The following is a 25,997-nucleotide window of genomic DNA, read 5'->3' as shown; positions in this document are numbered from 1 at the left end:
GGACGCGTCATCCGCAGGCGGTGACACGATACAGGCGGGCGCTGCCCTGCTGATCGACGAGTTCCACGGCGCCGGATGTCGCAAGCTGGTCGAGTCCGGGATACACATGCCGTCCGTCATTCACTTCGCGTCGACCAAAATCGAGCGCATATGAGACGCTGCGCTCGGCGAGCAGATCGCACACCTCGGACCCGGCCCGAGTCGTGTCGAGTCCGTCCAGGATCTCCTGCATCTCCGGGGACACATACATCAGGGTGTGGGGCAGGAGCACTTTCCGGTCCGCCAGCGCGTAGGCGAGGGCGGTACCGGTCCACGGGCTTCCGAGGATCACAGCATCGACCGGTACCTCGTCGTCTAGTCGGTCCAACAGCACCAACTCGTCGGTGCTCAGCAGCGGAGCCTTCCCCGTGACGGCATAGTTGGCCTGTCCATCACGCACGGCCTGGCGCATACTCATGACCTGCGGCACGGGGAACGCCGCCAGCACCAGCGCACCGAGGGCGACGGTCGCCAGAGCCGGACGAGCGATCGCACGACGTTGGGCCACGAGCCAATCCCATGCCGCAGTGAATCCGAGTGCCGCCAGCGGTACCCACACCAGCGGCATGATCGCTGCGAGTCGCGGGATGTTGTCGTACCACGCCCCGACGAGAATGTCACGAAGCAGAAGATACGGCACGCCCGCCACGGTGACGTAAAGGCCTGCAGCGAGCGCGAACAGCGCAAGCACGAGCCAGCCTTGGACTGTCCTCCGTCGGAAGATCGCCGCGACTCCGATCAGTACGAGCAGTGCCATACCCAGATTCACCGGTGCGCCGTTCACGGACACGGTGAGAACCTCGCCGATAGCCTGCCCCACCGTGATCTCCGGGAGCCATGTTCGCGCATCCGCCGGCGGACGCAACACGTACCAGAGGACTCCGGCCACCAGGAGGTACACACCCACCGACACCCAGGGCCACACTCCCCCGGGCGGCAGACCCCGATAGAGCCGGGCACGGCGGACGAGAGCGGCCAGGAGCACCACGCCGCCGAAGGCGAGCAGAGCGACGAGCGCCCCCGGATGACTGATCGCGACAGCCGGGAGCAGCCCGCACAGAGCCACGAGCCACGGAAGGCGTTCCCGTCCGTCTGCGTGCACGCCGATGACCGCGCGGATCAGCAGCGCCAGTGAGACCGGGACGAAACTCAACGCCATCATGAACGGGAACAGCACACCGTAGTCGGCCAAGAGGAGCGGGAAGGCAGGGAAGCATGTGGCCGCCGCTGCGGCGGCCACGATCGTCACTGTACGACGGCCCCACAGCTCACGGGTCAACACCACGATGCCGCTGGTCCACACGAAAGCAGCGAACCCGATCACAAGCGCATTCGACGAAACGGCGATGGAGACTCCGCTGACCCCCACGACCAGGGCAGACAAGGCGTGCCATCCGGCCGGATAGAAGGTCGGGGGGACACCTGCTTCCACGCTCGTCAACGACGAGACCCAGAACGGAGAGGCGTTGCCAGTGTCCAGGATGTAGCGGACGGCGTTGAGATGGAAGATGTTGTCGAAAGTCTGGGAGATGTGCTCCGGAGAGGAGACCATCGCAAGCACCTGGATCAGAATCACCAGCGGCGCGGCCGCAGTTGCTGCTATCGCCCAAGGGCGCAGGCTCTCCTCCGAGCGACCGAGGCTCTGACCCCGCCAGAACAGCATCCGAAGTGCGCTCGCCACTGCAAGCACCGATACCGCGACAAGCGCGACGGGGAGGAGTCCCCACGTCAGTCCGAGCAACGGCGCGACAATGGAGGCGAGCACGACGACGGTTACAGACGCCGGACCCGACACGGCGACCGCCCACAAGCCGCGCAGCCCGAGGAAGCGGGCGATCAGGTACCCAGGAATGAACAGCAGCAGGCCGAGCGTGCCGAGGGCGAGCAGGAGTTCGATCCAGGTCGTCATGGGTGTCGTGCGCTTCCTCGTGTGCGGCGGTGGCCCCGTCGGTGTCCGCTGCGCGCGGCAGGTTCTACCCCGGGACCGATCGATCCTATCCCGGCCCCGCTCCCTGCCTGCTGAGAGCCGGAATGGAGGAAGCTCGGACTGCCAACCGATGAGCGCGCCGACGACCACCGGTCACCGCACCGGCCGCCCAGCTGATCAGGTACTCCAAAGACGAGCGACGCACCGTGATTCCCTCGGCTTCGGCATGACGCTGCAGACTTCGCAGAGGCCGCAACCGGCGTCTCCGCCCGAAGGCCGCCGCAACGCCAGGGGATACGACGCGCCCACGAGCCTGGAGTACCTCCACGATCACCTGGCGCCAGCCCACCTGCACCAGGAAGAACATCCGGAGTACCGCAAAGGGCGAAGCACTCCCTTCATACCTGCGCGCCTTCTCGAGCGTCTCTCGGACCGTCTGCGCCAGGCCCATAGCGGGCTGCTGGGAGGGATCGCCGTAAACGTTCGCACCATGTTGGACGTAGTCCTGAACGACGTCGTCAAGAATCGCCAGGTCCCCATAAGTCGCAGCGCACACAGCCAACCAGTGATCATGTGTCTCCACACGGGTCGGGACACGAGGGAAGGGCAGGGCAGTCTTGAGCAGTTCACCTCTGAACACGCACAACGATCCCGTCACCTGGTTCGCAAGAACGAGCTCGGCCTGCCCTGAGAAGACTCGATCAGTCACACCGAGAACCTCTCCTGACGGATGGCGGACCAGGCGGGCCTGACCTGACACAAGCGGAGCCTCCCCCAGTCGCGCTGTGAGGAGCGCGAGCTTCTCGGGGTACCAGAAGTCGTCCTGATCGCTCAGCGCAACCCACTCCGCGTCGACGGAGACCTCCAGGAGGCCCCGTTCAAAGTTGAGATAAAAGCCGCGCCGCACGCCGTCGTCCACGATCAGGCGGAAGCGCGGGTCATCGCCGACAGTCTCCGCGAGCACACGGCGCACGGTCTCAGCATCACCATCGACGGAGACGATGCACGTCCAATCCTCGAGCGTCTGATCCTGGATGCTACGCAACTGACGGGCGAACAGCTCTGGGTCCGGCTGATAGGCCGCAAGTACGATCCAGCCGCTCCGTGAGGTCATTGCCACAGTTCCCATCATGGTCGCGCCGTTGATCGCGCGGAGCCTACCTCCGCGGTACATTGAGCCTACCTCCGCAGTCGGCGCACGCTCGGGTGCGGCACTGCGGACCCGCGACCGCTCGTCGGGAGCGGACGCCGCGGGACCTAGGATAGATGGGGATCTCGCCCGAAGAGACCCTGATGGAAGTGAGAACGGTCGTGTCGCAGTCTCCCGCCGCAGCCGCGGATCGCCTCATCGCGCCCGGCTCGAATAATGGTCTGCTGGATGTGTTCCGGCGCCGGTACCTGCTCAGCCTCATCGTCCGCAAAGAAGTCGGCATCCGGTACCGCGGTTCCGTGCTCGGATGGCTGTGGTCGTATGTCAAGCCGCTGATCCAATTCCTCGTCTTCTATTTCGCCCTTGGAGTATTCCTCCGGCTGAATGACAGCATCGAGTACTACCCGATCTACCTCCTGTCGGGAATCACCGCCGTCACTTTCTTCAACGAGTCATTCGCGAACGCGACCAGATCTCTGGTCGAGAACTCGGCGCTCATCAAGAAGATCTACTTCCCACGGCAGATGTTCCCCGTGGCGAGCACACTCGTCGCGGCCATCAACACGGTTCCGCAAATCATCGTCGTGCTCGCGATCGCACTCTTCTTCGGATGGACCCCATCGGTCCTGGGGATCGCCGCGCTTCTGCTCGGCCTCGTAATCATCTCGCTGCTGGCGACCGGTCTCGGACTTCTCTTCGGAGCGATCAACGTGACGTTCCGCGATGCGCAGAGCTTCGTGGAGATCATCGTGATGATCTCGGTGTGGGCCTCGCCGGTCATGTACCAATGGCAAATGGTCGCCAGCAAGGTTCCAGATTGGCTCTTCCAGCTCTACGCGCTCAATCCGATCACTGGTGCCGTCGAACTCTTCCACTACGGCATCTGGTACACCCTCAACCCCGAGAGTTCGCAGCCGCTGCCGTCGCTCTGGCTGCATTCCGCCATCGCCCTAGCGGTGTCCGTCGTCATCCTGATCATCGGCGAGATCGTGTTCCGCCGTCTGGAGGGTCGCTTTGCCCAGGATCTCTGATACCCCGCGCATCCTCGTCGAGGACGTCCACAAGCATTTCAAGCTCCGTCACACCCACTCCATTAAGGAAACTTTCGTCGCAGCCATGCGACGCAAACAGCTCACGTCCGAGTTTCAAGCGCTCGATGGCGTCTCGTTCGACATCGGCGAGGGCGAGGCTGTCGCCTTGATGGGCTTCAACGGCTCCGGTAAGTCGACGATGCTCAAGCTGATCTCCGGCGTGCTGCGCCCGGATGAGGGCAGGATCTTGACCAGGGGTCGTATCGCAGGGCTGATCGAGGTCGGAGCAGGGTTCCACCCCGATCTCTCTGGACGCGAGAACGTCTATCTCAACGCGGCTATCCTGGGTATGTCCAAGCAAGAGACCAAAGAGCAGTTCGACTCAATCGTCGAGTTCAGCGAGATCGAGAAGTTCATCGACACCGAGGTCAAGCACTACTCCTCGGGCATGTTCCTGCGACTGGCATTTTCCGTGGCGATCCACACACACGTTGACATCCTGCTCATCGACGAGATCCTGTCGGTCGGAGACGAGCCATTCCAGAAGAAGTGCCTTGCTCGCATCCGTGAACTCCACTCGCAAGGTAAGACCCTCGTCGTGGTCAGTCATGACCTGAACATGGTGTCCGACCTCTGTGAGCGCGGGATACTCCTCCAGGACGGCAAGATCCGCTTCGACGGTCCCAGTAAGGATGCCGTCGAGCGCATGCGCGCCTGACAGACAAGGCACTCAGCCGATCACAGGTCCGCGTGCAGTCCCCACACGCGCTCCGCCGAGCTCATCCACGAGAACGAACGCGCACGGTCGCTCCCCAGCACGCTCATCCTCCGCGCCCCCGCACCGACGGCATCCGCGACGGCATCCGGAATCTCCTCCTCCGGCACGATCGCTCCCCCGTCCGCGATGACGTCTCGGTGCACCCCGCTCGACACGGCGACGACCGGCACTCCGAGCGTCATGGCCTCGACGACACGCCAGGGCCAGGCGATCGCGGGGTCCGTCGCGACGAGGGCAGAAGCGGCGGCGAAGATCGCGGCCCGGTCCTCGAGCGGAAGAGCCCCGCGCACGTGCACGCGGGACTCGGGAAGACCGGCCGCCGAGGCGATCTCGGCGATGCGCGGTTCCGAGCCCTCCGGGGCGTCGAGCACGACCGCATCCGCATCGGCAGCGATCGCCGCGCGGAACCCTGATTCGAGCGAGGTGGAGCACCCGGTCAGCACCACGTAGCGTGTCGGCAGGGACAGGGCATCTCGCCGAGCCGCCGCATCGAGCGGCACGACGAAGCCGCGCGGCGCCGCTCCGGGGATCACGCGGATCCGCTCCCCCAGCTTCGCCACATCCGCAAGACGCGAGGCGAATGCGTGCGAAGGCACGACCACGGCATCCGCATGCTTGACCGCACGCCTGAGCATCGCGCGCTGCCAGGCCACGGTCGTCTTGGGCAGGGCGTCCGGCGTCTCCCACGCCCGCAGGTCCCACAGCGTCACCGTCGTCTGGTCGTTGTCGTGGAGGCGGTCGTGGCGCACGAGGGGCGCCATCAGCGACGCCGAGTGGATGAGACCCCCTCCCACACCTGGTGCGATGCCCAGCTGCCACGAAGCCGCAAGCTCACGCCGCGCCAGGCCAAGGGTGCGCACGTCGGCGAGACCGGGGAGAGCAGGCGCAGAGCCGGCCGGCACGATCGCCGCGACATCGCAGCCCGACGGCGCGGTCTCGATGAGACCCGCCGCGAGGTCGATCGCCGCTGCAGCCTGGTCGGTGTCGACGACATGCACGAGCTGATCCAGAACCACACGCAGCCGAGCACCCATGAGCACAAGATTAGAGGCACCGGTCGCCCGCCGACTCGCGACAGGCGCGCCACTTCCGAAAACCTTGCTGGGAAAGCACTTCGTTCCCAGCACGCGGTCTCGCCTTCGTGCTTGAATGCTCGGATGAGCGATGGACGCCTGCCGGTACATCGCCGATGGCTCGGCTGGACCATCGGCGCACTCCTGACGTTTCTGATCCTGTCCATCGGCTGGGTGACGATCAGAGGCATCGGCGCCGTGATGGACCTGCAGCAGGTCGCGACGATCTCTTCGCAGATGAAGACCGCCGTCGGCGAGGGCGACCTCGACAAGGCTGAGACGCTCGCGAAGCGCATCTCCCATCACGCTGCTTCCGCCCACGACCTCACGGCGGACCCGATCTGGCAGGCGTACGGCGTGGTCCCCTGGATCGGACCGAGTTTCACCGCGGTCAGCGAGGTCGCCGCCATCGCGGACGAGGTGGCGACGGATGCCGTGGGACCGGTCCTGTCCGCCGCAGGCGACATCGATCTCTCCAGCCTGGGCTTCTCCAACGGGACCATCGACCTCGCTCCGTTCGCCGCGATCGAGCCCTCCCTCGCGGATGCGGCGTCGACACTGCGCGAAGCGGAGAGCAGCGCGCGGCAGATCGACGCCGATGCCACCCTGCCCCCGCTGGCCGACGCTATCCGCGAACTGCGCTCGAACGTCACCCAGGCGACGACCCTGGTCGGCTCACTGCACGGCGCCTCCGCCCTGCTGCCGAGCATGTTGGGTGCGACTGAACCCCGCAACTACGTGATCGCGATGCAGAACAACGCCGAGCTGCGCTCCTCGGGCGGCATCATCGGGGCGATCGCGCTCCTGCACGCCGAGAACGGGCACGTCACCTTGAGTCAGCAGGCCTCCACGGCCGACTTCCCGTCGCTCGACACAGCTCTTCCGCTCAGCGAGTCGACGATCGCGCTCTTCGAGGACCGACCCGGCCGCTACCTGCAGAACATCACGAACATCCCCGACTTCACCGAAGCAGCGCCCCTCATCGCCGCCCGATGGCAGAACCGCTTCGGTACGCCGGTCGACGGCGTCATCGCCGTCGACGCCGTCATGACGAAGAACCTGCTCGCGGCGACGGGGCCGCTCGCCTTCGGGCCGTTCACGGCCGACGAGGACAACGTCGTCGGTCTGCTCCTTTCTGAGATCTACGCCGCCGTGCCCGATCCGACGATGCAGGACCAGGTGTTCGCCCAGGCCGCCGGGGCTCTGTTCAGCGGTGCGATGTCGGGCGCCGAACCGAAGAAGCTGGTGACCGCGCTCGCCCAGTCGTCCGCCGAAGGTCGCATCCGCATCTGGAGCGCGCATGAGGACGAGCAGACGATCATCCAGCGCTCCACGCTCAGCGGCGCGCTGCCCAGGGACGCCGCATCCGCGACGTACGTCGGAGCGCTCTTCAACGACGCGACCGGCGGCAAGATGGACTACTACATGGGCGCTGAGATCTCGACGTCGGTCGGCACATGCGAGGGCGAGCCCACGACGCAGGTCCAGGTCACCTGGACCAACAACGCCCCCGTCGATGCCGCGACGGCGCTACCCGCTTACGTCACTGCGTCGGGGTGGTACGGAGTGCCTCCCGGCTCGGTACGCACCCTGGTCGCCGTCTACGGCCCGGCAGGCGCCACCGCATCGCACATCGACAGAGACGGGAAGTCGGATGCCGTGCAGACCACGATGCTCGGCGACCGCTTCGCGGTGCAGCACGACGTCACGCTCGCACCCGGCGAATCCACCACGATCACGGTGGAGTTCCACGGAACGGGAGCCGGTCAGCGTCTCACCGAGGTCGCGCACACCCCGCTCGTGAACGATCCGAAGATCCGACGCACGGATCTTCACTGTGCACCGTGACTTTCACTCGATGATGATGTAGTGTCACTTTCACTGGGGAATATCTGGGTTCTATAACTTTGTCGTGGGGACAAGGAGAACCCACGCAGTCGAATGCAGGGGTGTGTTCGGTGCGATTCCGCGTGTATTTCTGGGGAGAAACATGCTGAAGAAACTGGCTGTAATCAGCCTGACTGTCGGAGCTCTGGTGCTCTCCGCGCCTATCGCCGCCGACGCCGCAACGGCCACGACGGCCGCGTCCGACACCTACGCGGGAACCCCGAGTGTCAGTGTCGATGACCCGATCATCGACATCTGCGAGGTTTCGACCATCGTCTTCGGCGCGGGCTGGTTCCAGCCGTCCGAGAATGTTGGCGTGTCGGTGTCCGGACTCAATGCCGCCGACTCGGCGGTATCCGGGAACACGGCGGCTGCCGACGGCAGCCTCGTTCTCACGTTCCGTCCGCCGTCCGACGGCGACGGGGCATATGGCATCGCGTTCAGCGGTTCGCGCTCGTACACCGCGACCATCACGGTCTCGCAGGGGCACGATTCCGTCTCGAACTGCGACCACGACCCGACCGTCGCCGCTGCCGGCTCTGAGCTTCCGCTCACGGGGACCGGCACGGAGTTGGCTCTGACGGGCGGCAGCGTGTCGCCGTGGATCCTCGGCGGCGGAGCAGCAGCTCTCGTCGCCGGTGGTGCTCTCGTGGCAGTGGGAATCACTCGCCGCAAGAACGCCTGATTCTGATCCCGCTTCGCGGGGTCGACCGGGCGACGGTGATCCCTCCCCCTCCGATCACCGTCGTCTGGTGAGTCCGGTGCATGCACCGGAGGCCCACGACCATCACCTTCACTCTCAGGTGGTGGCCGTGGGCTTTTTCGTGTGCTCCCCCGCTCGTCGAGCGAACGAAGCGAGACGTGACGCGTTGGTCCGCGTTCATCCGACATCGCGCTCGGAGTCACGCGGTGCCTGGTCCCGCCGCTGTGCTCCTCGCTCAACGACCGGGAGAGTCGTTCAAGGAGTCGGGGTGGGCGTCGCCGTCGGCGGGTGCAACGTGGTCTGGACCAGCTGGTGCACGAAGGAGAAGTCGATGTCCGTCTCAGGCACGCCATGGTCAGGCGTGAGCTCGATCGTCGTGACCTGCTGATCCTTCGCCTTCGTCAGCAGATCGAAGAACTCGGGCAGCTTGTCCTGCGGGAGATCGGTCTGCACGATCGCCGTCCCGGCCGTGGCGACCTCGTTGAACCGGGTGAGCACGGTCTGGGGCGTGAACTGCGCGAGAATCGCCTGCTGCAGCTGGCGCTGACGAAGCATGCGGTCCCAGTCGCTGGTCGTGTACCGCGAGCGTGCATACCACTGCGCGGTGTCACCGTTCATGTGCTGCTGCCCTGGTTCGATCCAGCCGATCGCCCACGACTCGACGTCGTGTGCGCCCGACCCGGGAGGCGGCCCGCCCATCGGCAGCCGCTCGGTGACGTTGATGTCGACACCGCCCAGAGCGTCGATGAGGTTGGCGAAGCCCTTCATGTCGAGGAACACGTAGTAGGGGATCTCGATGCCGAGGATGCCCTCTGCGGCGTCCTTCGTCGCTTCGATCTCCGGGTTGGAGCCCTGCGCTACGGCATCGGGGTACAAGCTGGCGCCGTCGTCCTCACGGCACACCTGCACCGCGTTGGTCAACTGGTTGACGCCCGAGCCCCAGCCGCAGTCGGGATCGCTGTGACCCTCGAAGTAGTTGCGGTAGTCGAAGCCGACGAGGTCGGGGTCGCGCATCGGGCTGTCTTCCGCGAAGGGGAAGTTGGGCATGTCGCGCGGAATGCCGGTGATCGTCACGGCGCCGGTCGAGGCGTTCACGGAGACGACCGAGATGCTGTCGAAACGCATGGAGTCACGGCCCTCGCCGCTGTCGGCGCCGAGCAGCAGGATGTTGTAATACCCGTCGCTCGCCGGCAGGCTCGGGCCGCTGCTGCCGAAGATCGTCGAGATCGTGCTGCGTGCCGTGCCCACATACGACGCCGCCACTCCGGTCGCCGAGCCGACGAGTCCGAGCAGCACGAGGGCGACGACGGGAAGGGCGAACTTCGACAGCCCGGGTATCTTCACCAGCCGTGCGAGCCGCAGGGTGTCGAAGGTCAGCACGATCCACAGGATCACGTAGCCGACCAGCAGCACCTGCACAGCCGTGAGCACGACTCCCGAGAACCAACCAGCGCCCACCGTCAGCCACAGCAGCGTCGGGCGCGCGAACAGAGCGAGCCCGACCGCGACGATCACGAGGAACCACGCCGTCAACGTCGCCCCGAGACCGAAACGACCCAGTCGTCGGCTTCCCGCGAGAACCTGCGCAGACCCCGGCAGAAGCACGTTCAGGACGACGAGCCACCAGCCGCGCTTGGTCATCGTGCCGGCGTCAGCGATGTCGGGATGCCGCATCGGTCGGGTCTCGATCAGCGGCCGACCCGTGAGGCGCGGCGCGGCCAGGGTCACAGCGACTCCTTCAGCCGTTCGTTCTTGGCCTCGACCTGCGCCTCGAGGTCGCGCGCGTAGGCCTCGACGCGGTCGGCGAGCGCGGCATCCGACGTTCCGAGGATGCGCGCCGCGAGGAGGCCTGCGTTCTTCGCCCCTCCGATCGAGACGGTGGCGACGGGGATGCCGGCCGGCATCTGCACGATCGAGAGCAGGGAATCCATGCCGTCGAGGTACGCGAGCGGCACAGGGACGCCCACGACGGGCAGAGCGGTCATCGACGCGAGCATGCCCGGAAGGTGGGCTGCTCCCCCGGCGCCGGCGATGATGACGCGGATGCCGCGCCCCCGCGCTTCGCGCGCGTACGACATGAGCTTGTCGGGCGTGCGGTGCGCCGACACGACCTCGACCTCGTGCGGGATGCCGAATTCGGTGAGCGCCTGAGAAGCGTCGCTCATCACACGCCAGTCGGAGTCGGAACCCATCACGACACCGACGAGGGGGACAGCAGAGGAGTGCAGAGGCTCGGTCACTTCAACAGGGTACGGTCTGCCCCTGGAAGTTCCCCCCAACGGCACGCCTCACTGCCGAGTACGACGGCTCCTGGTGCGCGCTCAGCTTCGCGAGCGGTCGAGCCTCTCAGTCGAGGAAGTGCGCAGCTGCTGCCCGCGCCACGTAGACGGCGTCGTCGAGATCGTCGCCGGAGACGTTCACGTGACCCACTTTGCGGCCAGGGCGGGGCGCCTTGCCGTAGGTGTGGATCTTGGCTGAAGGATGCTCGGTCATCGCCCCGGCGAACCGCTCGCCCAGGGTTCCCGCCGCCGGTCCCCCGAGGATGTTGACCATCACCGACCAGGCTGCGCGCGGCGAGGTGTCACCGAGAGGCAGATCGGCAACGGCGCGCAGATGCTGCTCGAACTGCCCGGTGACCGCTCCATCCTGGCTCCAGTGGCCGCTGTTGTGCGGGCGCATCGCCAGTTCGTTCACGAGTATCCGCTCGTCGTCGGTCTCGAACAGCTCCACGGCGAGCATCCCCGTCACGCCGAGTCCCTCGGCGATCGACCGTCCGATGCCCTCCGCGACCTGCGCCAGCCGCTCGGCGGCGGCGGGCGCCGGCGCGATGACCTCGGCGCATACGCCGTCGCGCTGCACGGTCTCGACGACCGGATAGGCCACGATCTCGCCGCTGGGGCGCCGCGCCACCTGCTGTGCGAGCTCGCGCACGAAGGCGACGAGTTCTTCGACGAGAAGGGCCTCTCCCTCGGGAAGCTGGTCGAACCAGTCCTGCGCCTCGGCCGCCGCACGCACGACGCGCACGCCCTTGCCGTCGTATCCGCCGCGAGGAGTCTTCACGACGCCTCGCCCTTCGTGATCGTCGAGGAACGCCTGGAGCTCGCTCGTGTCGCGCACACCCGCCCAATCGGGCTGCGGCACGCCGAGCTCGGCAAGACGGGCCCGCATGACGAGCTTGTCCTGAGCGAACTGCAGTGCGTCAGGGCCGGGGTGCACGGCGACCCCCTCATCGACGAGTGCACGCAACACCGCCTGAGGCACGTGTTCATGGTCGAAGGTGACGACATCGACGTCCTTGACGAACGCGCGCACCACCTCGAGGTCACGGTAGTCGCCGACCGCCGTGGCGGCGAGCTGGGCGGACATGCCCTCGTCCTCCGCGAGCACCCGCAGGTCGAGCCCGAGTTCGACCGCCGGAGCGATCATCATCCTGGCCAGCTGGCCTCCGCCGATCACGCCTACACGCAGCGCCATGTGCCGCCTCCATTCGTCGTGACCATTCTCCCGCATGGCCGAGGTGCGTCGGACCGCAGTTCCGGTCGGAGACACGCGTTTCGTCTCGCTTCGCTCGCGCCACGACCGGTGGAGGGTTTCGCTCACTCGACCAGTGGTGGGCGTTCGCGCCGTGACCACCTCAGAAGGAATCAGTGCCGGCCTGCGCGTCGCGGTGAGCGAGGATCTGGCTCACCTCGATCTGGTCGGCGAGCGTCTCGTGCACGAGGATGACATTGGGCACGTTGGCGAGCCGCAGCGGCGCATCGACCCCGTTGGTCAGCGTGATCGTCCCCACGCCCCACATGCGCTGCAGGATGCCCCGTCGCACGCCGATCGTGTAGCCGCGGGCGTGCGACATCTCGCGCCGGCTGCGCGACCCGATCCCCTGCTTCACGATGATCCGACGCGTCGTCACCGTCGTGGTGCGTGAATACCAGACGATGTACGGCACGACGACGAGCAGCAGAACTGCCGCGCCGGCTGCCGACAGCAGCATCCAGTTCTCGAAGGGACCCGGAAGGTTGTCGTACAGGTACGCGGTGGCCCCGAACACGGCGATCAGCACCACTGCCGACCAGAACAGGCGACGGGCGTGACCGCGGAACTTCGCGATCAGCAACTCCTCCGCGGGCGCACCGGGCGGCGGCATCGTCGGCCGACCGCCGAGCGTCACGGGCTGAGTCACCCCTCCATTGTGCACGTCTCCGCGCTCAACCGGCCCTGAAATCCGGGCGTGTCAGACCGCCGCGGGCCTGACGTGCACGACATCGCCCGCGGAGACCGGGTACGCGATGCCGTTCTCGTCGACCAGGAGGCGTCCGTCGGCGTCGAGCGCACGCGCGACGCCCTCGAGCATCCGCTCCCCCGGGAGCGACACACGCACGGCGAGTCCCAGCGTGCTGCACCGGGCCGTCACGGCGGCGTGCAGACCGCTCGAGACGGCGTCGCCCGATGCCGCGAGTGCCCGAAGCAGCCCGTCGAGCTCGCGAAGGTAGTCCGCGATCAGGCGGTCCGCGTCAGCCTCACCGCCGAGCACGGCGAACGAGGTGGCCGTCGAGACAGGAAGAGCGGATGCCGGCATCGCCGTGTTCACGCCGGTTCCGACGATCACGGCGTCCGCCGCCGCCTCGGCGAGGATGCCGCAGATCTTTCGCCCGTCGACCAGCACGTCGTTGGGCCATTTCACCGACACATCGTGTTCGGGGAGCTGTGCGGCGACGGCATCCGCCATCGCGACGCCCGCGGCGAGCGGGATCCACCCGCGCAGGTCGGGAGCAGGCAGCTCTCGAAGCAGTACGGAGATCGCGAGCGCAGTACCCGCAGGCGCCACCCAGGTGCGATCGAGACGCCCACGGCCCGCGGTCTGGTTATCGGTCACGACGACGGAGAGGTGCGGCCATTCATGGACATCAGCCACGCGCGATCGCAGTTCCGCGTTCGTCGAGCCCGCCTCAGGCAGGTAGTCCATGCGCGAAGTGATCGCAGCGGCGAGCGGCAGGTGCATGGTCTCAGTCGTCCTCGTCGGCCTCTTCGTCGTCGTCGTCCTCATCAGGACGCACGGCGCCCATCTCGTGAGCCTGCCAGGCGTCCCACTTCTGCATGAGCTGCTCGACGGCGGCGTGGAACTTCGCGGTCGCGACCCCGGGGGTGGTGTCGCCGAAGTAGTGCTGCACCCACATGCGCAGGCGCGCGATCGCGGCCTCGTCGGCATGAACACGCTCGACCTCGGCGACGATGTCGTGCGCGGACTCGGCGGTGAGCCACTCGCAGTCCGACAGATAGCCGTTCGTGTCGACGCTTGCGCGGTCGTCGACCGGACGCGTGATCATGAGCGGCTTCCCGACCGCGAGCCGGTCGTACACCATCGCCGAGATGTCGACCACTGCGACATCGGCCGCGGCGAGCTGCCAGCCGAGCTCCGGCCCGTCGTCGTAGACGTGCTGCGCTCCTGCGTCGGCCGAGTTGGCCGCCGAGATCGCCGCGATGATGCGGCGATGAGCCGCCCCGTACTCGTGATCGACGACGCCGCTGCGAGGATGCGGGCGGTAGATGACCCGATGACGCCCGGTGGCGAGGAGCGCGTTCACGAGAGCTTCGCCGTGCGTCGCGATCGATCCGTAGTACGCGCTCGGACGATCCCCTTCCCACGTCGGGGCGTAGAGCACCACGGTGCGCTCGTCGGGAGTGTACGGGAGCGCGCCCGAGTAGTGATCGGCCTGCGGACGGCCGATCTCGAAGGTGCGACGGTTCACGTCGAAGTCCCAGAGCGTGCGCGTGAGCCGGTCGCGCGCAGCCTGACCCGCGATGAAGGAGTAGTCGTACGCCTTGTACTGGTTCGTGGTCATGTACATCTTGTCGGACTCGCCGTGATTGATGAACACGTGCCAGCGGCGGCCATAACGGAACATCTGGAAGTTCCGGGTGTTCTGGTTCACATACAGCACGATGCGGATGTCCTGCGTGGCGATGAACTGTTCGAGGTCGCGCACGGTGGGGACGAAGGCGACGGGCGGGGCGTCCTCGTCGAGCAGCTTCTCCGCTCCGGTCGCGCTACGCGACAGCACGACCACCGGCCACTTCTTCGCGAGCTCTGCGAGCGGTCGGTACCACTGGCGCATCTGATACATGTTCACGGCGCCGTCGGCGAAGTACACCGCGATCTTGTAGTGCTCGAGGGGATGCTGTTCACCATCGCCCAGGCGACGGCGAACCCGCTGCACGGCGCTGCGCGATCTGAGCGCCTTCTTCAGCAGGCGGTAGGCCTTCTTCGCGTCGCGGACTGCACCCATCCGTCCAGGTTATCCATTCGGTATCCCGACGGCGGTGCTGCGGCGGCCTCAGCGGCCAAACGAGATACTTCCGTTAGCCGGAGTATCGCCGGTCAGCGAACGGCCCAGGCGGCGTGACATGATCGACGTGTGTCTGACCACGGATCCACCGCACCCCTCGACGGGGTGTCCTTCGTCATGCCCGTGCTCAACGAGCGCGCGTATCTCGAGCACGCCGTGGCGTCGGTCCTGCGGCAGCAGCTTGAGGTTCCGGCCGAGCTCGTGCTCGCACTCGGGCCGTCGACCGACGGCACCACCGAGCTCGCGCAGCGCCTCGCCGCAGACGATGACCGCATCCGCCTGGTCGACAATCCCGCCGCCCACATCCCGGTCGGGCTCAACCGGGCGATCCGCGCCAGCCGCTACTCCACCGTCATCCGTGTCGACGCTCATTCCGAGCTCTCGTCCGGCTATGCCGCTCGCGCTCTGGAGACGCTGGAGCGCACGGGCTCGGCCAATGTCGGCGGCGTCATGCGTGCCGAAGGTCGAACGCCCTTCCAGAAGGCCGTCGCACGGCTGTACAACTCCCCCATCGGACTCGGCGGCGGCGCCTACCACGGCGGCGCGACCGAGGGCGAGGCCGAGTCGGCCTACCTCGGCGTGATGCGCCGCGACGTGCTCGACGAGGTGGGTCTGTTCGACGAGACGATCCGGCGCGGCGAGGACTGGGAGTTGAACCTCCGCATCCGCCGGGCCGGTCATCGCGTATGGTTCGATCCCCGGCTCTCTGTGACCTATTGGCCCCGCGAGAGCTGGCTGCGCCTGGCGCGGCAGTTCCGCGCTACGGGCGCCTGGCGCGGCGAGCTCGTCCGCCGATACGGACGGCGCAACGGCATCCGCTATTTCGCTCCGCCCGTCCTGGTGCTGCTGCTCGGTCTCGCGATCGTGGTCGGCATCCTGCAGCTGACGGGGATGCTCGATGGCATTGCGTCGCTCGTGGCCTCGGCCGTGTACCTGCCGGTCGCCGCCTACGCGCTGCTCGATGTCGCCGTCGCACTCGCCCCCGGCGGTGGCAGCATCCGCCAGCGGCTGTGGACGTTGGCCGTGCTGCCCACGATGCATCTGTCGTGGGGCATCGGATTCATCGGCGGAGTGCTCAGCGGCGCACGCGATACCGTCGACGCCTCGCGCCTGGGCACACGCAACACCCCCCTGCCCTAGCGCTCAGCGCGCCACGTAGCCCTGATCGAGGATGCGCGCGACCACGCGTTCGGCGGAACGACCGTCGTCACGGCGGTTGAACTGCGCTCTCCACGCCTCGTACCGCTCCGCGTACGCGGTGGCGCCCTCAGGGTCCGCCAGCGCCTCGACGAGCTCGTCCTGCGTGTGCACGAGAGGGCCGGGGGCGTGCGATTCGAGGTCGAAGTAGAAGCCGCGCAGCTGTCCTCGGTAATGGTCGAGGTCGGGAACCAGGAAGAACATCGGCTTGCCGGTCACGCTGAAGTCGAACATCACCGAGGAGTAGTCGGTGATGAGCGCATCGGCGGCGAGCAGCAGCTGCGAGGTCTCGGGGAATCCCGTGACATCGATGACCCGAGCGCCCACCCGGTCGCGCCCCGCAGCAAGAGTACGAGAGTGCCCGCGCACGAGCACGACAGCATCCGACTGCTGCGCGAGCTCCTCCGGATCGACGAAGTCGACCATCTCGGTGCGGTCGTCGCGCCAGGTCGGCGCGTACAGCAGCACCCGCTCCCCCTCTTCGATGCCGAGCGCCGCACGCACCGCCGCCGCGTCTCCGGTCACGAGGGTGTCGTTGCGAGGGTACCCCTCGACCCAGATCGGGCGTCCGAAGAATGCGTATGCCTTGCGGAGGATCCGCTCCGAGTACGTGTTCTGCGCGAGCAGCACGTCCCATCGACGCGATTCCTTCACGACCGCGGCCATCCGGCGAGGGTCGAAACCCGGCCGGTGCAGGGCGAGCCGCTTCAGCGGCGTGCCGTGCCAGGTCTGCAGAACCTTCTGGCCCGCCTTGCGGGCGAATCGATGCCGCAGCCAGTCGTTCACCACGAGAAGGCGCGCGGCCGCCCGAGCACGCCACCACTCGGGGCTCCCCTCGACCACGGCGATGGCCCCCTCGGGCACCGCGACCGAGAGGTCGACGACGCTCCAGTACCGGGCCACCCCTGGGGCGGCGACCGCGAGTGCGCGGTCGATGGCGCGGGGGTTGCAGCCGACCGTGCGCCCGTAGAAGCTCTCGAAGAAGACCGCGTTCTCAGTGCCGCCGGTCTGCGCGACGTAGCGCTCCTCCAGCGTCGACTGTCCCTCGGTCGTCTCGTAGACGGGGTCGATCGGCGCGGCGATCGAGACGACGGCGCCAGCCACGGCGATCCGCAGACCCGCGAGCAGAGTCGGCGCCAGCTCGAGGGTCTCGAGCCCGGCCCCGGGGACAGCGAGCTCGTACTCTCCTGCCGGCAGCGGAAGCTCGGCACCACCCCAGCGTGAAGCTCGCAGCGGAAGCGTCGCCTTCCAGGTCTTGCCACCCCCGGTGATGCGGGCCTGAACGCGCGCACGCGGACCGGTGAGCGTCGCCTCCTCGGGGCGTGCACCGGTTCCGGAGATGATCAGCGCCTCGGCCGCCTCATCGATGCGGGCCGTCGTCATGCTGCTCCCTTCGGCGCAGGGATACCCCGCGCACGGATCACGTCGTACACGCGCCGGGTGTTGCCGCCGTCGCGGAACGCATGCATCTGAGCGCTGAGCGTAGCGGAACGTGCAGCCCGCTCGGCGAACACCCGGTCGTCTTCCAGCAGGGGCACCAGCTGAGCCACCAGCTCTTCCCAGCTCGTCGCCGCATCGTGACCCGCGACATCGTCGTAACGCCCGTAGAAGCCCCGCGAGAGGTCGTACTCCACGGCGTCCGGAGCGAGGTAGAGGACCGGCGTCGACAGCAGGCCCACGTCGTAGGCCAGGGACGAGTAGTCCGTGACCAGCACGTCCACCGCAGGGAGGACAGGCGTCACATCGGCGATCTCACCGGCGCCCAGCATCCGAACCCGTCTGCTCGGCAGCGGCGGCGCATAGCCGCCCTCGCCGAGGGGATGCGAGCGCACGAGCAGCACGGAGTTGGTCGCCTCGAGCGCACGGATGATCTCCACCCACTGCTCAGCCGACGGCACGGCGGGATCTGCCGCGCCGTCTCGCCAGGTCGGGGCGTAGAGGATCGTGCGGGCGCCTCCGGGCAGTTCTCCGATCGCGGAGACGAGAAGAGCGGATGCCTGCGCACGGCGCTCATCGGGCCAACCCGCAGACAGCACGTCGACACGCGGTTCCCCCGTGACGACCACGCGGTCGTCACCGAGGCCGAACGCCGACTCGAGCCGACCGCGCGAACGGTGCGATGCGGCCGGGAGCACGCGGATGCGCTGAGCCGAGGCTCGGTACAGGAAGCCGATGACCTGTCGAAGAAGGCCGGCACCCGGCACGTTCGGCACTTGCGTCGTCGCGGGCGAATCGAGGCCGATGCGCTTGAGCGGGATGCCGTGCCAGAGCTGCACCACGAACGCCCCGCCGTTCGCGTAGCGGTTGACGTCGCCGAAGCCGTGGGTCACGACGAGCACTCCCGCTCGTGCCGTCGCCCACCAACCACGCAGGCCGCTCTTGGGGATCGTGCGGATGCCGAGGGCAGCTGCCTCACGCTCCTCACGCGGGGAGGACGTCAGCCAGACGGTGTCGTGCCCTTCGGCCTGCGCCAGGCGCTGAAGTGCGAGGGCCCCGTCGCCGATCCCGGCGCCGCAGCCGAACACCCAGCGTCGTCCCCGCGGGATGATCAGGGTGCCGACGCGTCCGGCGACGTACAGCGGGATCCGGAGCAGCTTGGCCGCATTGCCGGAGCCGAAAGAGAAGGACGCCACCCCGCGAGCCTATCGCGAGGGTGGCGTCCTTCTCTGTGAGGGGCTCGTCGACGCGCGGTCCCCGAGCCTGTCGAAGGGCTACTTCGAGAGCGTGCCCAGCGTGACCTCGATCTCGTACTGCTTGCCTCCGCGGACGTACGTGACCTTCGCGTCGCTGCCGGCCGCGGCGGCACGAACCTGAGCCGTCAGATCGCTCGCGCTCGTGATCGGCACGCCGTTGAAGGCGGTGACGATGTCGTCGGCCTTGAGACCTGCGGCCGCAGCGGCGCCGCCGTCTGTGACCTCTGCGATGTAGGCGCCGGCCTGATCCGAACCCTCGACCGACGCCGCGTCGCGCACCGACGCGCCGAGCAGGCCGTGAGTGGCGGCGCCGTCGGCGATGATCTCCTTCGAGACCCGCTCGGCGATGTTCGACGGGATCGCGAAGCCGATGCCGATCGACCCGGACTCCTCGGAGCTGCCCGAACTCGCGATCGCCACGTTGATGCCGATCAGCTCGCCCTTGCTGTTCACGAGCGCGCCACCGGAGTTGCCATGGTTGATCGCCGCATCCGTCTGGATCACGGCGATCGAGATCGACTCGGCGTTGGATGCGGACGAGTTGCCCGGCAGATCGAACTGGAACGGCCCCTGGCCCTGGCCGTCCTGCGGCGACTGCTCCTCCGGTGCATCCTGGCTCGACGAGTCGGGCAGGGCCGAAGAGGCGATCTGGATGCTGCGGTTCAGAGCGCTGACGATGCCCGTCGTCACGGAGTTCGACAGTCCGAGCGGCGCTCCCAGCGCCACCGCGGTGTCGCCCACGTTGAGCTTCGACGAGTTGGCGAACGTGATCGGAGTGAGGTCTTTCGCGTCCTTCAGCTTGATCACGGCGAGATCGTAGATCGGATCCGTGCCGACGACCGTGGCCTCGTAGATGCGTCCGTCCGACGTGGTGACTCTGATCGTCGGGTCGGCCACGGCACCGCCGAGGGTGACGACGTGCGTGTTGGTGAGCACGTAACCGTCCTTGTCGATGATGACGCCAGAGCCGCTGCCGGCCTGGTCGGTGCCCGCGACCTCGATCGTGACGACCGAGGGCAGCGCCGCGGTGGCGACCGCGGTCGTCTCGTTGACCGAGCCGGGGTTGTTCACCGTGACGGTCTCCGGGCCTTCGGCGACGCCCGTCGACGGGGTGCTGCCGAGGCTGTTGACGAGCGCCCCTCCTCCGAAGCCGGCGACACCGCCCACGAGCGCGGCCGCGACGACGATCGCCGCGAACTTCACGCCTCGAGGCTTCTGCTCCTTGGTCTTGGCGCCGTCGCCCGCCGACTGACCGCCGAAGCCGACGGGCTGAGTCGGATCGACGGGCTGGGCCGGCTGAGCGCCGTTGTGGAGACCGAACGCGGCGCCGGGGACGGTGGCCTGCGGCGCCGGTGCGCCGTACGGATGCGGCGCACCGGGTGCCGCGTAGCCCGGGGCGGAGAAGGCCGAAGCCGTCTGCACCGCGGGGGCGGCCGGAGCCGGGACGGTCGGTGCCGGGACGGTCGGTGCCGGCTGGGCGGCAGGTGCTGCCGGAGCCGAGGCGAACGTATGAGGCACCTCGTGCCCTGCCGAGGCGATCGGCGCGGCGGGGACGCCGGGGTTCTGTACGGGCGCATCACTCGTCGAACGGTCGACGAACGGTGCGGCATCGGTGGACGGCACGACGTCGTTCGACGGGAGTGCCGGGTTGTCCTGGGTGTTGTCTTCGTTCATGGTGTCTGCTCCTTCAGCAACGCCTCTTCAGAGTGCCGCCCGTGTCTGTGCGTTCCTTATGTCGAAGATGAGTTTCCGCTATGGCCTTAGCCTGTTCTTCATGAGTGTCATTCCCGGCGCATGGAGGCGCGCGGCAGCGGGCGCAGGACTGCTGGCATCCGACGGGGGCGTCGCGCCCACCATCTTCGCAGAGATGTCTGCACTGGCGGTGAGAACCGGCGCCATCAACCTCGGCCAGGGCTTCCCCGACGAAGACGGTCCGATCGAGGTCCTGGAGGCCGCGCGCGAGGCGATCTCGGCCGGCGTGAACCAGTATCCGCCCGGCCGTGGGGTGCCGGATCTCCTCCTGGCGATCAGCGAGCACCAGCGCCGCTTCTACTCTCTCGACGTCGATCCGGGCACCGAGGTGATCGTGACGGCCGGAGCGACAGAGGCCCTCACCGCGACGCTGCTCGCGCTCATCGACGGTCCCGACGACGAAGTCGTCGTGTTCGAGCCCTACTACGACTCCTACGCCGCGGCGGTGGCCCTCGCGGGGGCGAAGCTCGTCACGGTGCCGCTGCGGGCCCCGGACTTCCAGCCCGACCTCACTCAGCTCGCGGCATCAGTCTCCGACAACACCCGCATCATCCTCGTGAACGATCCGCACAACCCGACGGGCGCCGTCTTCAGACGCGAGGTCCTCACCGAGGTCGTGCGTCTGGCGCACCTGCACGATGCGCTCATCGTCACCGACGAGGTGTACGAGCACCTCGCGTTCCATGCTGCGCACACACCGATCGCGACCTTGCCCGGTGCCGCGGAGCGGACGCTCACCATCTCGTCGGCCGGCAAGACCTTCTCGGCCACCGGCTGGAAGATCGGCTGGGTTCATGGCCCGGCCGACCTCATCACGGCGGTGCTGACGGTCAAGCAGTACCTCACCTACGTGAACGGCGCGCCGTTCCAGCCTGCGGTGGCGGTGGGACTGCGCCTGCCGGAGTCGTACTTCGCGGACGCCGCCGCTCTGCTCGCCCGCAAGCACGAGATCCTCGGCGAGGGGCTTCTCGCGGCGGGCTTCGAGGTGCATGCTCCACAGGGCGGCTACTTCACCGTCGCCGATGCGACCTCGCTGGGCGGGGCGGATGCCGCCGCATTCTGCCGCGCGCTCCCCGAGCGCTCCGGCGTCGTCGCGATCCCGTTGAGCGCCTTCGTCTCCCCCGGGCACCGTGATCGTTACGCAGGCCTCGTGCGGTTCGCAGCATGCAAGCGCATCGAGGTCCTCGAAGAGGCCGCTGCCCGCCTGGCCCGCTGACGGCGCACAGCACGCATCGGCGCTTCCGGTCGCAGTTCGTGCCGCCGTGAGAGGCGAGAAGCGGCAGGAATCGCGACCGGAAACGGCAAGCGGAGCGGATGTCAGGCCGGTCAGGCAGGGATCACACGGTAGCGGCGCAGCCGCAGAGCGGGGTTCGCCGCCCGGACGCGTTCGACCGTCGCGCGTTCGACCACGCCTATTGCGATGCCCTCGGCGCTTCCGACGCCCGCGAGAACGACTCCCTGCGGATCGACGATCTGCGAATGGCCCACCCCGATCGGCGCCGGATGATCAGCCGCGACCACGTACGCCGTGTTCTCGATGGCGCGGGCGGCCAGCAGGGTCGTCCAGTGGTGCTCTTTGAGGGGTCCGCGCACCCACTCGGCCGGAACCACGATCACGTCGACCTCGGCATCCGCGAGTGTGCGTCCGACCTCGGGGAATCGCAGGTCGTAGCAGGTCATGAGCCCGAAGCGGATGCCGGCGACCTCGAAGATCGCGGCTCTCCCGGTCTCGCCCGCCTCGATCCAGTCGGACTCGGTCTGCCCGAACGCGTCGTACAGGTGCTGCTTGCGGTAGACCGCGAGCACGCGGTCGCCTCGTACGGCGACGACCGCGTTGCGCACGTGCCCGGCATCCGACGCGCGCTCGACGAGACCTGCGACGATGACCACGGCATGCTCGGCCGCGAGGGCGCTGAGCGTCGACACGAACGGACCATCCAGGTCCTCCGCGTTCTCGGCGAGCGATGCGTCCATCGGGTCGACGAAGTAGCTGGAGTACTCGGGGAACACGACCAGGCGGGCGCCGCGTGCCGCGGCATCCGCCGTCAGCTCCGCGATCCGCTCGAGGTTGGCCTCCCGCGACGCGGTGGGTGCGAACTGGCACACGGCGACGGGCACGGCAACGTTCTCTGACATGTGCCCATCCTCCCAGCATCCGCCTGCCATGGTTCCGTCTGCATGCCCTGATCCTGTCTGCATGCCGAATCCGCCGTTCTCGACCTGCGGATCGCATCCGGGCCGACGCACGGCACGCCGAAAGACGGGCACACGCAGAAGAGGCCCGATCCTTGCGGATCGAGCCTCTTCTTCTTGTTGCGGGGACAGGATTTGAACCTGCGACCTCCGGGTTATGAGCCCGGCGAGCTACCGAACTGCTCCACCCCGCGGCACATCAATAGCCTAACACGCGATTTCAGCAGGCGCGAATCGAGGGCCGACACGCGAATGGGCGCCCCCTCACGGGAACGCCCATTCGTCTGCCGCAGGTTTACTCTCCCGCGGCGTCGTCGAGCTCGATCAGCGTCTGCACGGCGTCGGTGAGCCGCTCGTCGGCTTCGGCGAACTTCGTCAGATCGCCCGACTTCAGTGCCGCTTCGCGGTCGGAGAGAGCCTGACCGGCTGCGGCGAGCGCCTCGGCGCGTGCATCGGTGGCGGGCGGCGTCTCACCGGTGCCGGGCGTCTCTCCCGTGTCCGGCGGAGTGGTCGGGGTCACCTGATCGTCACCACCCGTCGCTCCTGCCGAACCGCCGAACAGCGAATCCAGCGCGGCCGTCAGCGTGTCTTCGATCGCCACATTCCCACCGAAGGCGACGAGCACGGATCGGAGCTTCGGAACCTGGGTGTTGTCGGTCGACTGCAGATAGACCGGCTGCACGTAGAGCAGGCCGCCACCGACCGGAAGCGTCAAGAGGTTGCCGTAGGCGACCTCGGACTTTCCGATCGCGAGCACGTTGAGCTTGGGAGCGACGAAGGGATCGGTGTCGAACGAGTTCTGTACCTGACCGGGGCCCGGCACCGTCGTCGCATCGTTGATCTCCAACAGCCTCAGGGTGCCGTAGCCCTCCGCCTTCACCCCCGCCTCTGAACCGGCATCCGAATCCACTCCGAGATAGCCCATCAGCACATCGCGGGAGCTGCCGGACGTCCCCGACGCAGGGATGAACGTCGAGAACATCGAGAACCGCGCGGTGTCCTGACCCGGCATCTTCATGCTCAGGTAGTACGGCGGCTGGAGCAGGTCCTTGCTGCGCGGGTCCTTGGGCGTCTGCCACCGGTTGTCGAGCTGCGCGAAGGACCCCGCATCGTCGATGTGGTAGATCCCGAGCAGATCGCGCTGCACCTTGAACAGGTCGGTCGGGTAGCGCACATGGCTCATCAGGTCGCCCGACATCTCGCTGATCGGCTTCAGCGTCGACGGGTACACCTTCTGCCAGGTCTGCAGCACCGGGTCGGTCTCGTCCCATGCGTACAGCGTGACCGAACCGTCGTAGGCGTCGACGGTCGCCTTGACCGAGTTGCGGATGTAGTTGATCTCGTCGATCGCGAGCGTCGGCGTCGGCGTACTGGAGTCGGCGATCGCCTCGGACAGGCTGACGCTCTTCGAGTACGGATACGAGTCGCTCGTCGTGTAGGCGTCGACGATCCACACGATGCGGCCATCGACCACGCTGGGATACGGGTCGCTGTCGACCTCGAGGTACGGCGCCACCTTCTGCACACGAGTCTTCGGGTCGCGGTCGTAGAGGATCTGGGATTTCTCGTTCACGAGGTTCGAGAACAGGATCTGCTCGGACTGGAACTTCAGTGCGTACAGCAGCTTGGTGAACGTGTCGCCGATCGCCGGTCCACCGTTGCCGGTGAAGGTCGTCGTCGTGTTGCTCTCACCGTCGGTGCCGCTCGCGTAGTCGATCTCGACCGGGTCCGAGCCCTTGGGCGCGCCCACGATGGAGTACTCGGGCGATTTCTCGCCGAAGTAGATGCGAGGCTCGTACTCCTCCGCGGAACTCAGAGCGCCCGAGGTCGGCATGCCGCGCTCGAGGAACACCGGCTCGCCGGACGCGGTGCGGTCGTTGCCCGCCATCGCAAGCAGACCGTAGCCGTGCGTGTACACCGCGACGCGGTTGTTCCAGGTGTCGCTGTCACCGAGGTTCTTGATGTCCAGATCGCGCACAGCCACGACGGCGTCCTGACTCTTGCCGTCGATCTGATAGCGGTCGACGTCGAGGGTCTGCGGGAACTGGTAGTAGTCGCGCGCCTGGTCCTGCTGACGGATGACGTCGTCGACGATCTTCGGATCGATGATGCGGATGGACGCCGTGGTGTCGGCGTCTTCGCGCAACTGGCCTGCTTCGGCGTCCGTCTTGGCCGTGAAGGACGTGATCTCGACGTCGGAGAGGCCGTACGCGTCCTTGGTGCCGTCGATGTTCCGCTGGTAGAACTCGGCCTGATACGCGTTCTCGTTCGGCTTCACCTGGAAGGTGGTGACGATCCAGGGGTAGCCGACGCCGACCACGAGCGAGGCGACGATCAGCAGCGCGGTGCCCGCCAGCGGGAAGCGCCAACGGCCGATGACGGCGGTGACGAAGAAGAGCACCGCGACGACGGCCGCGATGACGGCGACGATCGCGAGACCCGGGATCGTCGCGTTGACGCTCGTGTACGCGGCGCCCGTGATGCGCCCCTCGGGCGCGACCAGCGTCTTGAAGCGGTCGAGCCACAGGCTCACCGCCTGCACGAGGAGATAGAGCCCCGCGATGACGGCGAGCTGGATACGTGCAGGCTTCGAGATGCGCAGCTCGCCCTGGCCGATACGCACGGAGCCGTACAGGTACGACACGAGAGCCGTCACCAGCAGGCACAGGAGCAGGACGGCCGACACGAACGCGAGGAGGATCGAGTAGAACGGCATCGCGAACATGTAGAAGCCCGTGTCGAGCCCGAACTGCGGGTCGACCGAGTCGGTGGCGACGCCGTTCGCCCAGAGCCAGACGGTCTTCCACTGGCTCGCGGCCGAGAAGCCGGCGAAGAGGCCGAAGAAGACCGGCATCCCCCACATGGCCAGACGCCGCAGCGGCTCGATGACCTCCTGGTACCGGTCGAGCTGCGAGCTGAGCCTGACGTAGACGGGGCGCAGCCGGTACGCGAGCTGGATCACGACGAACAGCGGCACCGCCATGCCGAGGAACCCGAGGGTGAACATCAGAGCAGTGGCGAACCACTGCGTCGTGAGCACGGTCGTGAAGCCCAGCTGGTCGAACCAGAGGAATTCGGTGTACAGCGATGCGAAGACGAAGAAGGCCGCGATCAGCGCTGCCAGGATCACCAGCGAGATGCCGACGATCCTCCGCGATGTTCGAGGCGCGGCCGGATTCGGGGATGAGGTCGAGGTCACGCTCCCATCCTAGGCATGCCTTACTATGGGG

20 protein-coding genes and 1 tRNA gene are annotated in these 25,997 nt (G+C 67.4%); 6 read left to right on the top strand and 15 right to left on the bottom strand.

Annotation, left to right across the window (positions count from 1 at the left end; genetic code table 11):
- Nucleotides 1–7: 7 nt before the first annotated feature.
- Nucleotides 8–1,948, bottom strand: coding sequence for a DUF6541 family protein (locus tag QFZ53_RS09755; protein WP_307295793.1), 1,941 nt, complete (start codon nucleotides 1,946–1,948; stop codon nucleotides 8–10).
- Between the two features lie 85 nt (nucleotides 1,949–2,033).
- Nucleotides 2,034–3,080: a glycosyltransferase gene (locus tag QFZ53_RS09750; protein ID WP_307295790.1), complete on the bottom strand. Its 1,047-nt coding sequence runs from the start codon at nucleotides 3,078–3,080 to the stop codon at nucleotides 2,034–2,036.
- 179 nt (nucleotides 3,081–3,259) lie between these two features.
- Here QFZ53_RS09750 and QFZ53_RS09745 point away from each other — a divergent pair, with 179 nt between their 5' ends.
- Complete coding sequence (locus tag QFZ53_RS09745) at nucleotides 3,260–4,147, top strand: ABC transporter permease (RefSeq protein WP_307295788.1); 888 nt, start codon at nucleotides 3,260–3,262, stop codon at nucleotides 4,145–4,147.
- Complete coding sequence (locus QFZ53_RS09740; RefSeq protein ID WP_307295787.1) at nucleotides 4,131–4,865, top strand: ABC transporter ATP-binding protein; 735 nt, start codon at nucleotides 4,131–4,133, stop codon at nucleotides 4,863–4,865. The genes QFZ53_RS09745 and QFZ53_RS09740 overlap by 17 nt, the downstream gene beginning before the upstream one ends.
- 20 nt (nucleotides 4,866–4,885) lie before the next feature.
- On the opposite strand, the gene QFZ53_RS09735 is transcribed toward QFZ53_RS09740, so the two are convergent.
- Nucleotides 4,886–5,959 carry a glycosyltransferase gene (locus QFZ53_RS09735; RefSeq protein ID WP_307295786.1) on the bottom strand — a complete coding sequence of 358 codons (1,074 nt, stop codon included), beginning with the start codon at nucleotides 5,957–5,959 and terminating at the stop codon, nucleotides 4,886–4,888.
- A 123-nt stretch (nucleotides 5,960–6,082) separates the two neighbouring features.
- On the opposite strand from QFZ53_RS09735, the gene QFZ53_RS09730 reads away from it, so the two are divergent.
- Both QFZ53_RS09730 and QFZ53_RS09725 read left to right on the top strand, forming a co-directional pair.
- Nucleotides 6,083–7,846: a DUF4012 domain-containing protein gene (locus tag QFZ53_RS09730; protein ID WP_307295784.1), complete on the top strand. Its 1,764-nt coding sequence runs from the start codon at nucleotides 6,083–6,085 to the stop codon at nucleotides 7,844–7,846.
- A 142-nt stretch (nucleotides 7,847–7,988) separates the two neighbouring features.
- Nucleotides 7,989–8,570, top strand: coding sequence for a hypothetical protein (locus tag QFZ53_RS09725; protein ID WP_307295781.1), 582 nt, complete (start codon nucleotides 7,989–7,991; stop codon nucleotides 8,568–8,570).
- A gap of 273 nt (nucleotides 8,571–8,843) precedes the next feature.
- Here the strand turns inward: QFZ53_RS09725 and QFZ53_RS09720 are convergent, their stop codons facing one another.
- The 6 genes from QFZ53_RS09720 to QFZ53_RS09695 form a co-directional block, all read right to left on the bottom strand.
- A complete protein-coding gene (locus QFZ53_RS09720) occupies nucleotides 8,844–10,316 on the bottom strand; it encodes an LCP family protein (RefSeq protein WP_373426283.1) in 1,473 nt (490 codons plus the stop codon).
- Nucleotides 10,313–10,780 carry a 5-(carboxyamino)imidazole ribonucleotide mutase gene (gene purE, locus QFZ53_RS09715; protein WP_292909947.1) on the bottom strand — a complete coding sequence of 156 codons (468 nt, stop codon included), beginning with the start codon at nucleotides 10,778–10,780 and terminating at the stop codon, nucleotides 10,313–10,315. Before purE ends, QFZ53_RS09720 begins: the two co-directional genes overlap by 4 nt.
- Before the next feature lie 154 nt (nucleotides 10,781–10,934).
- Nucleotides 10,935–12,098 carry a 5-(carboxyamino)imidazole ribonucleotide synthase gene (locus QFZ53_RS09710; protein WP_307299383.1) on the bottom strand — a complete coding sequence of 388 codons (1,164 nt, stop codon included), beginning with the start codon at nucleotides 12,096–12,098 and terminating at the stop codon, nucleotides 10,935–10,937.
- Between the two features lie 124 nt (nucleotides 12,099–12,222).
- The gene (locus QFZ53_RS09705) at nucleotides 12,223–12,768 is read right to left on the bottom strand and encodes a PH domain-containing protein (RefSeq protein WP_307295779.1); all 546 of its coding nucleotides are present in this window, start codon (nucleotides 12,766–12,768) and stop codon (nucleotides 12,223–12,225) included.
- Nucleotides 12,769–12,819: 51 nt separating this feature from the next.
- Nucleotides 12,820–13,587, bottom strand: a complete 768-nt coding sequence (locus tag QFZ53_RS09700) for a biotin--[acetyl-CoA-carboxylase] ligase (RefSeq protein ID WP_307295777.1) — start codon at nucleotides 13,585–13,587, stop codon at nucleotides 12,820–12,822.
- Nucleotides 13,588–13,591: 4 nt separating this feature from the next.
- Nucleotides 13,592–14,872: a CDP-glycerol glycerophosphotransferase family protein gene (locus tag QFZ53_RS09695; RefSeq protein ID WP_307295775.1), complete on the bottom strand. Its 1,281-nt coding sequence runs from the start codon at nucleotides 14,870–14,872 to the stop codon at nucleotides 13,592–13,594.
- Nucleotides 14,873–15,049: 177 nt separating this feature from the next.
- On the opposite strand from QFZ53_RS09695, the gene QFZ53_RS09690 reads away from it, so the two are divergent.
- The gene (locus QFZ53_RS09690; protein WP_307299382.1) at nucleotides 15,050–16,072 is read left to right on the top strand and encodes a glycosyltransferase family 2 protein; all 1,023 of its coding nucleotides are present in this window, start codon (nucleotides 15,050–15,052) and stop codon (nucleotides 16,070–16,072) included.
- A 3-nt stretch (nucleotides 16,073–16,075) separates the two neighbouring features.
- On the opposite strand, the gene QFZ53_RS09685 is transcribed toward QFZ53_RS09690, so the two are convergent.
- From QFZ53_RS09685 to QFZ53_RS09675, 3 genes are all read right to left on the bottom strand, one after another.
- Nucleotides 16,076–17,512 (bottom strand): CDP-glycerol glycerophosphotransferase family protein, encoded by a 1,437-nt coding sequence (locus tag QFZ53_RS09685; protein ID WP_307295774.1) that lies wholly within the window; start codon nucleotides 17,510–17,512, stop codon nucleotides 16,076–16,078.
- On the bottom strand, nucleotides 17,509–18,762 hold the full coding sequence (locus QFZ53_RS09680; RefSeq protein ID WP_307295773.1) for a CDP-glycerol glycerophosphotransferase family protein: 1,254 nt from the start codon (nucleotides 18,760–18,762) through the stop codon (nucleotides 17,509–17,511). Before QFZ53_RS09680 ends, QFZ53_RS09685 begins: the two co-directional genes overlap by 4 nt.
- 78 nt (nucleotides 18,763–18,840) lie before the next feature.
- Nucleotides 18,841–20,496: a S1C family serine protease gene (locus QFZ53_RS09675; protein WP_307295772.1), complete on the bottom strand. Its 1,656-nt coding sequence runs from the start codon at nucleotides 20,494–20,496 to the stop codon at nucleotides 18,841–18,843.
- A 100-nt stretch (nucleotides 20,497–20,596) separates the two neighbouring features.
- On the opposite strand from QFZ53_RS09675, the gene QFZ53_RS09670 reads away from it, so the two are divergent.
- A complete protein-coding gene (locus QFZ53_RS09670) occupies nucleotides 20,597–21,790 on the top strand; it encodes an aminotransferase class I/II-fold pyridoxal phosphate-dependent enzyme (RefSeq protein ID WP_307295771.1) in 1,194 nt (397 codons plus the stop codon).
- Nucleotides 21,791–21,900: 110 nt separating this feature from the next.
- On the opposite strand, the gene QFZ53_RS09665 is transcribed toward QFZ53_RS09670, so the two are convergent.
- From QFZ53_RS09665 to QFZ53_RS09655, 3 genes are all read right to left on the bottom strand, one after another.
- Entirely contained in the window at nucleotides 21,901–22,710 is an 810-nt protein-coding gene (locus tag QFZ53_RS09665) for a carbon-nitrogen hydrolase family protein (RefSeq protein ID WP_307295768.1), read from the bottom strand.
- Between the two features lie 177 nt (nucleotides 22,711–22,887).
- Nucleotides 22,888–22,961: transfer RNA gene (locus QFZ53_RS09660), tRNA-Met, on the bottom strand.
- A gap of 101 nt (nucleotides 22,962–23,062) precedes the next feature.
- Entirely contained in the window at nucleotides 23,063–25,966 is a 2,904-nt protein-coding gene (locus QFZ53_RS09655) for a UPF0182 family membrane protein (RefSeq protein ID WP_292909919.1), read from the bottom strand.
- Nucleotides 25,967–25,997: the final 31 nt, after the last annotated feature.

This window comes from Microbacterium natoriense, from assembly GCF_030816295.1.
Taxonomy (GTDB): Bacteria; Actinomycetota; Actinomycetes; order Actinomycetales; family Microbacteriaceae; genus Microbacterium; species Microbacterium natoriense_A.
Note: the sequence above shows the minus strand (reverse complement) of the source record. Positions and strands in the feature narration are given on the sequence as shown.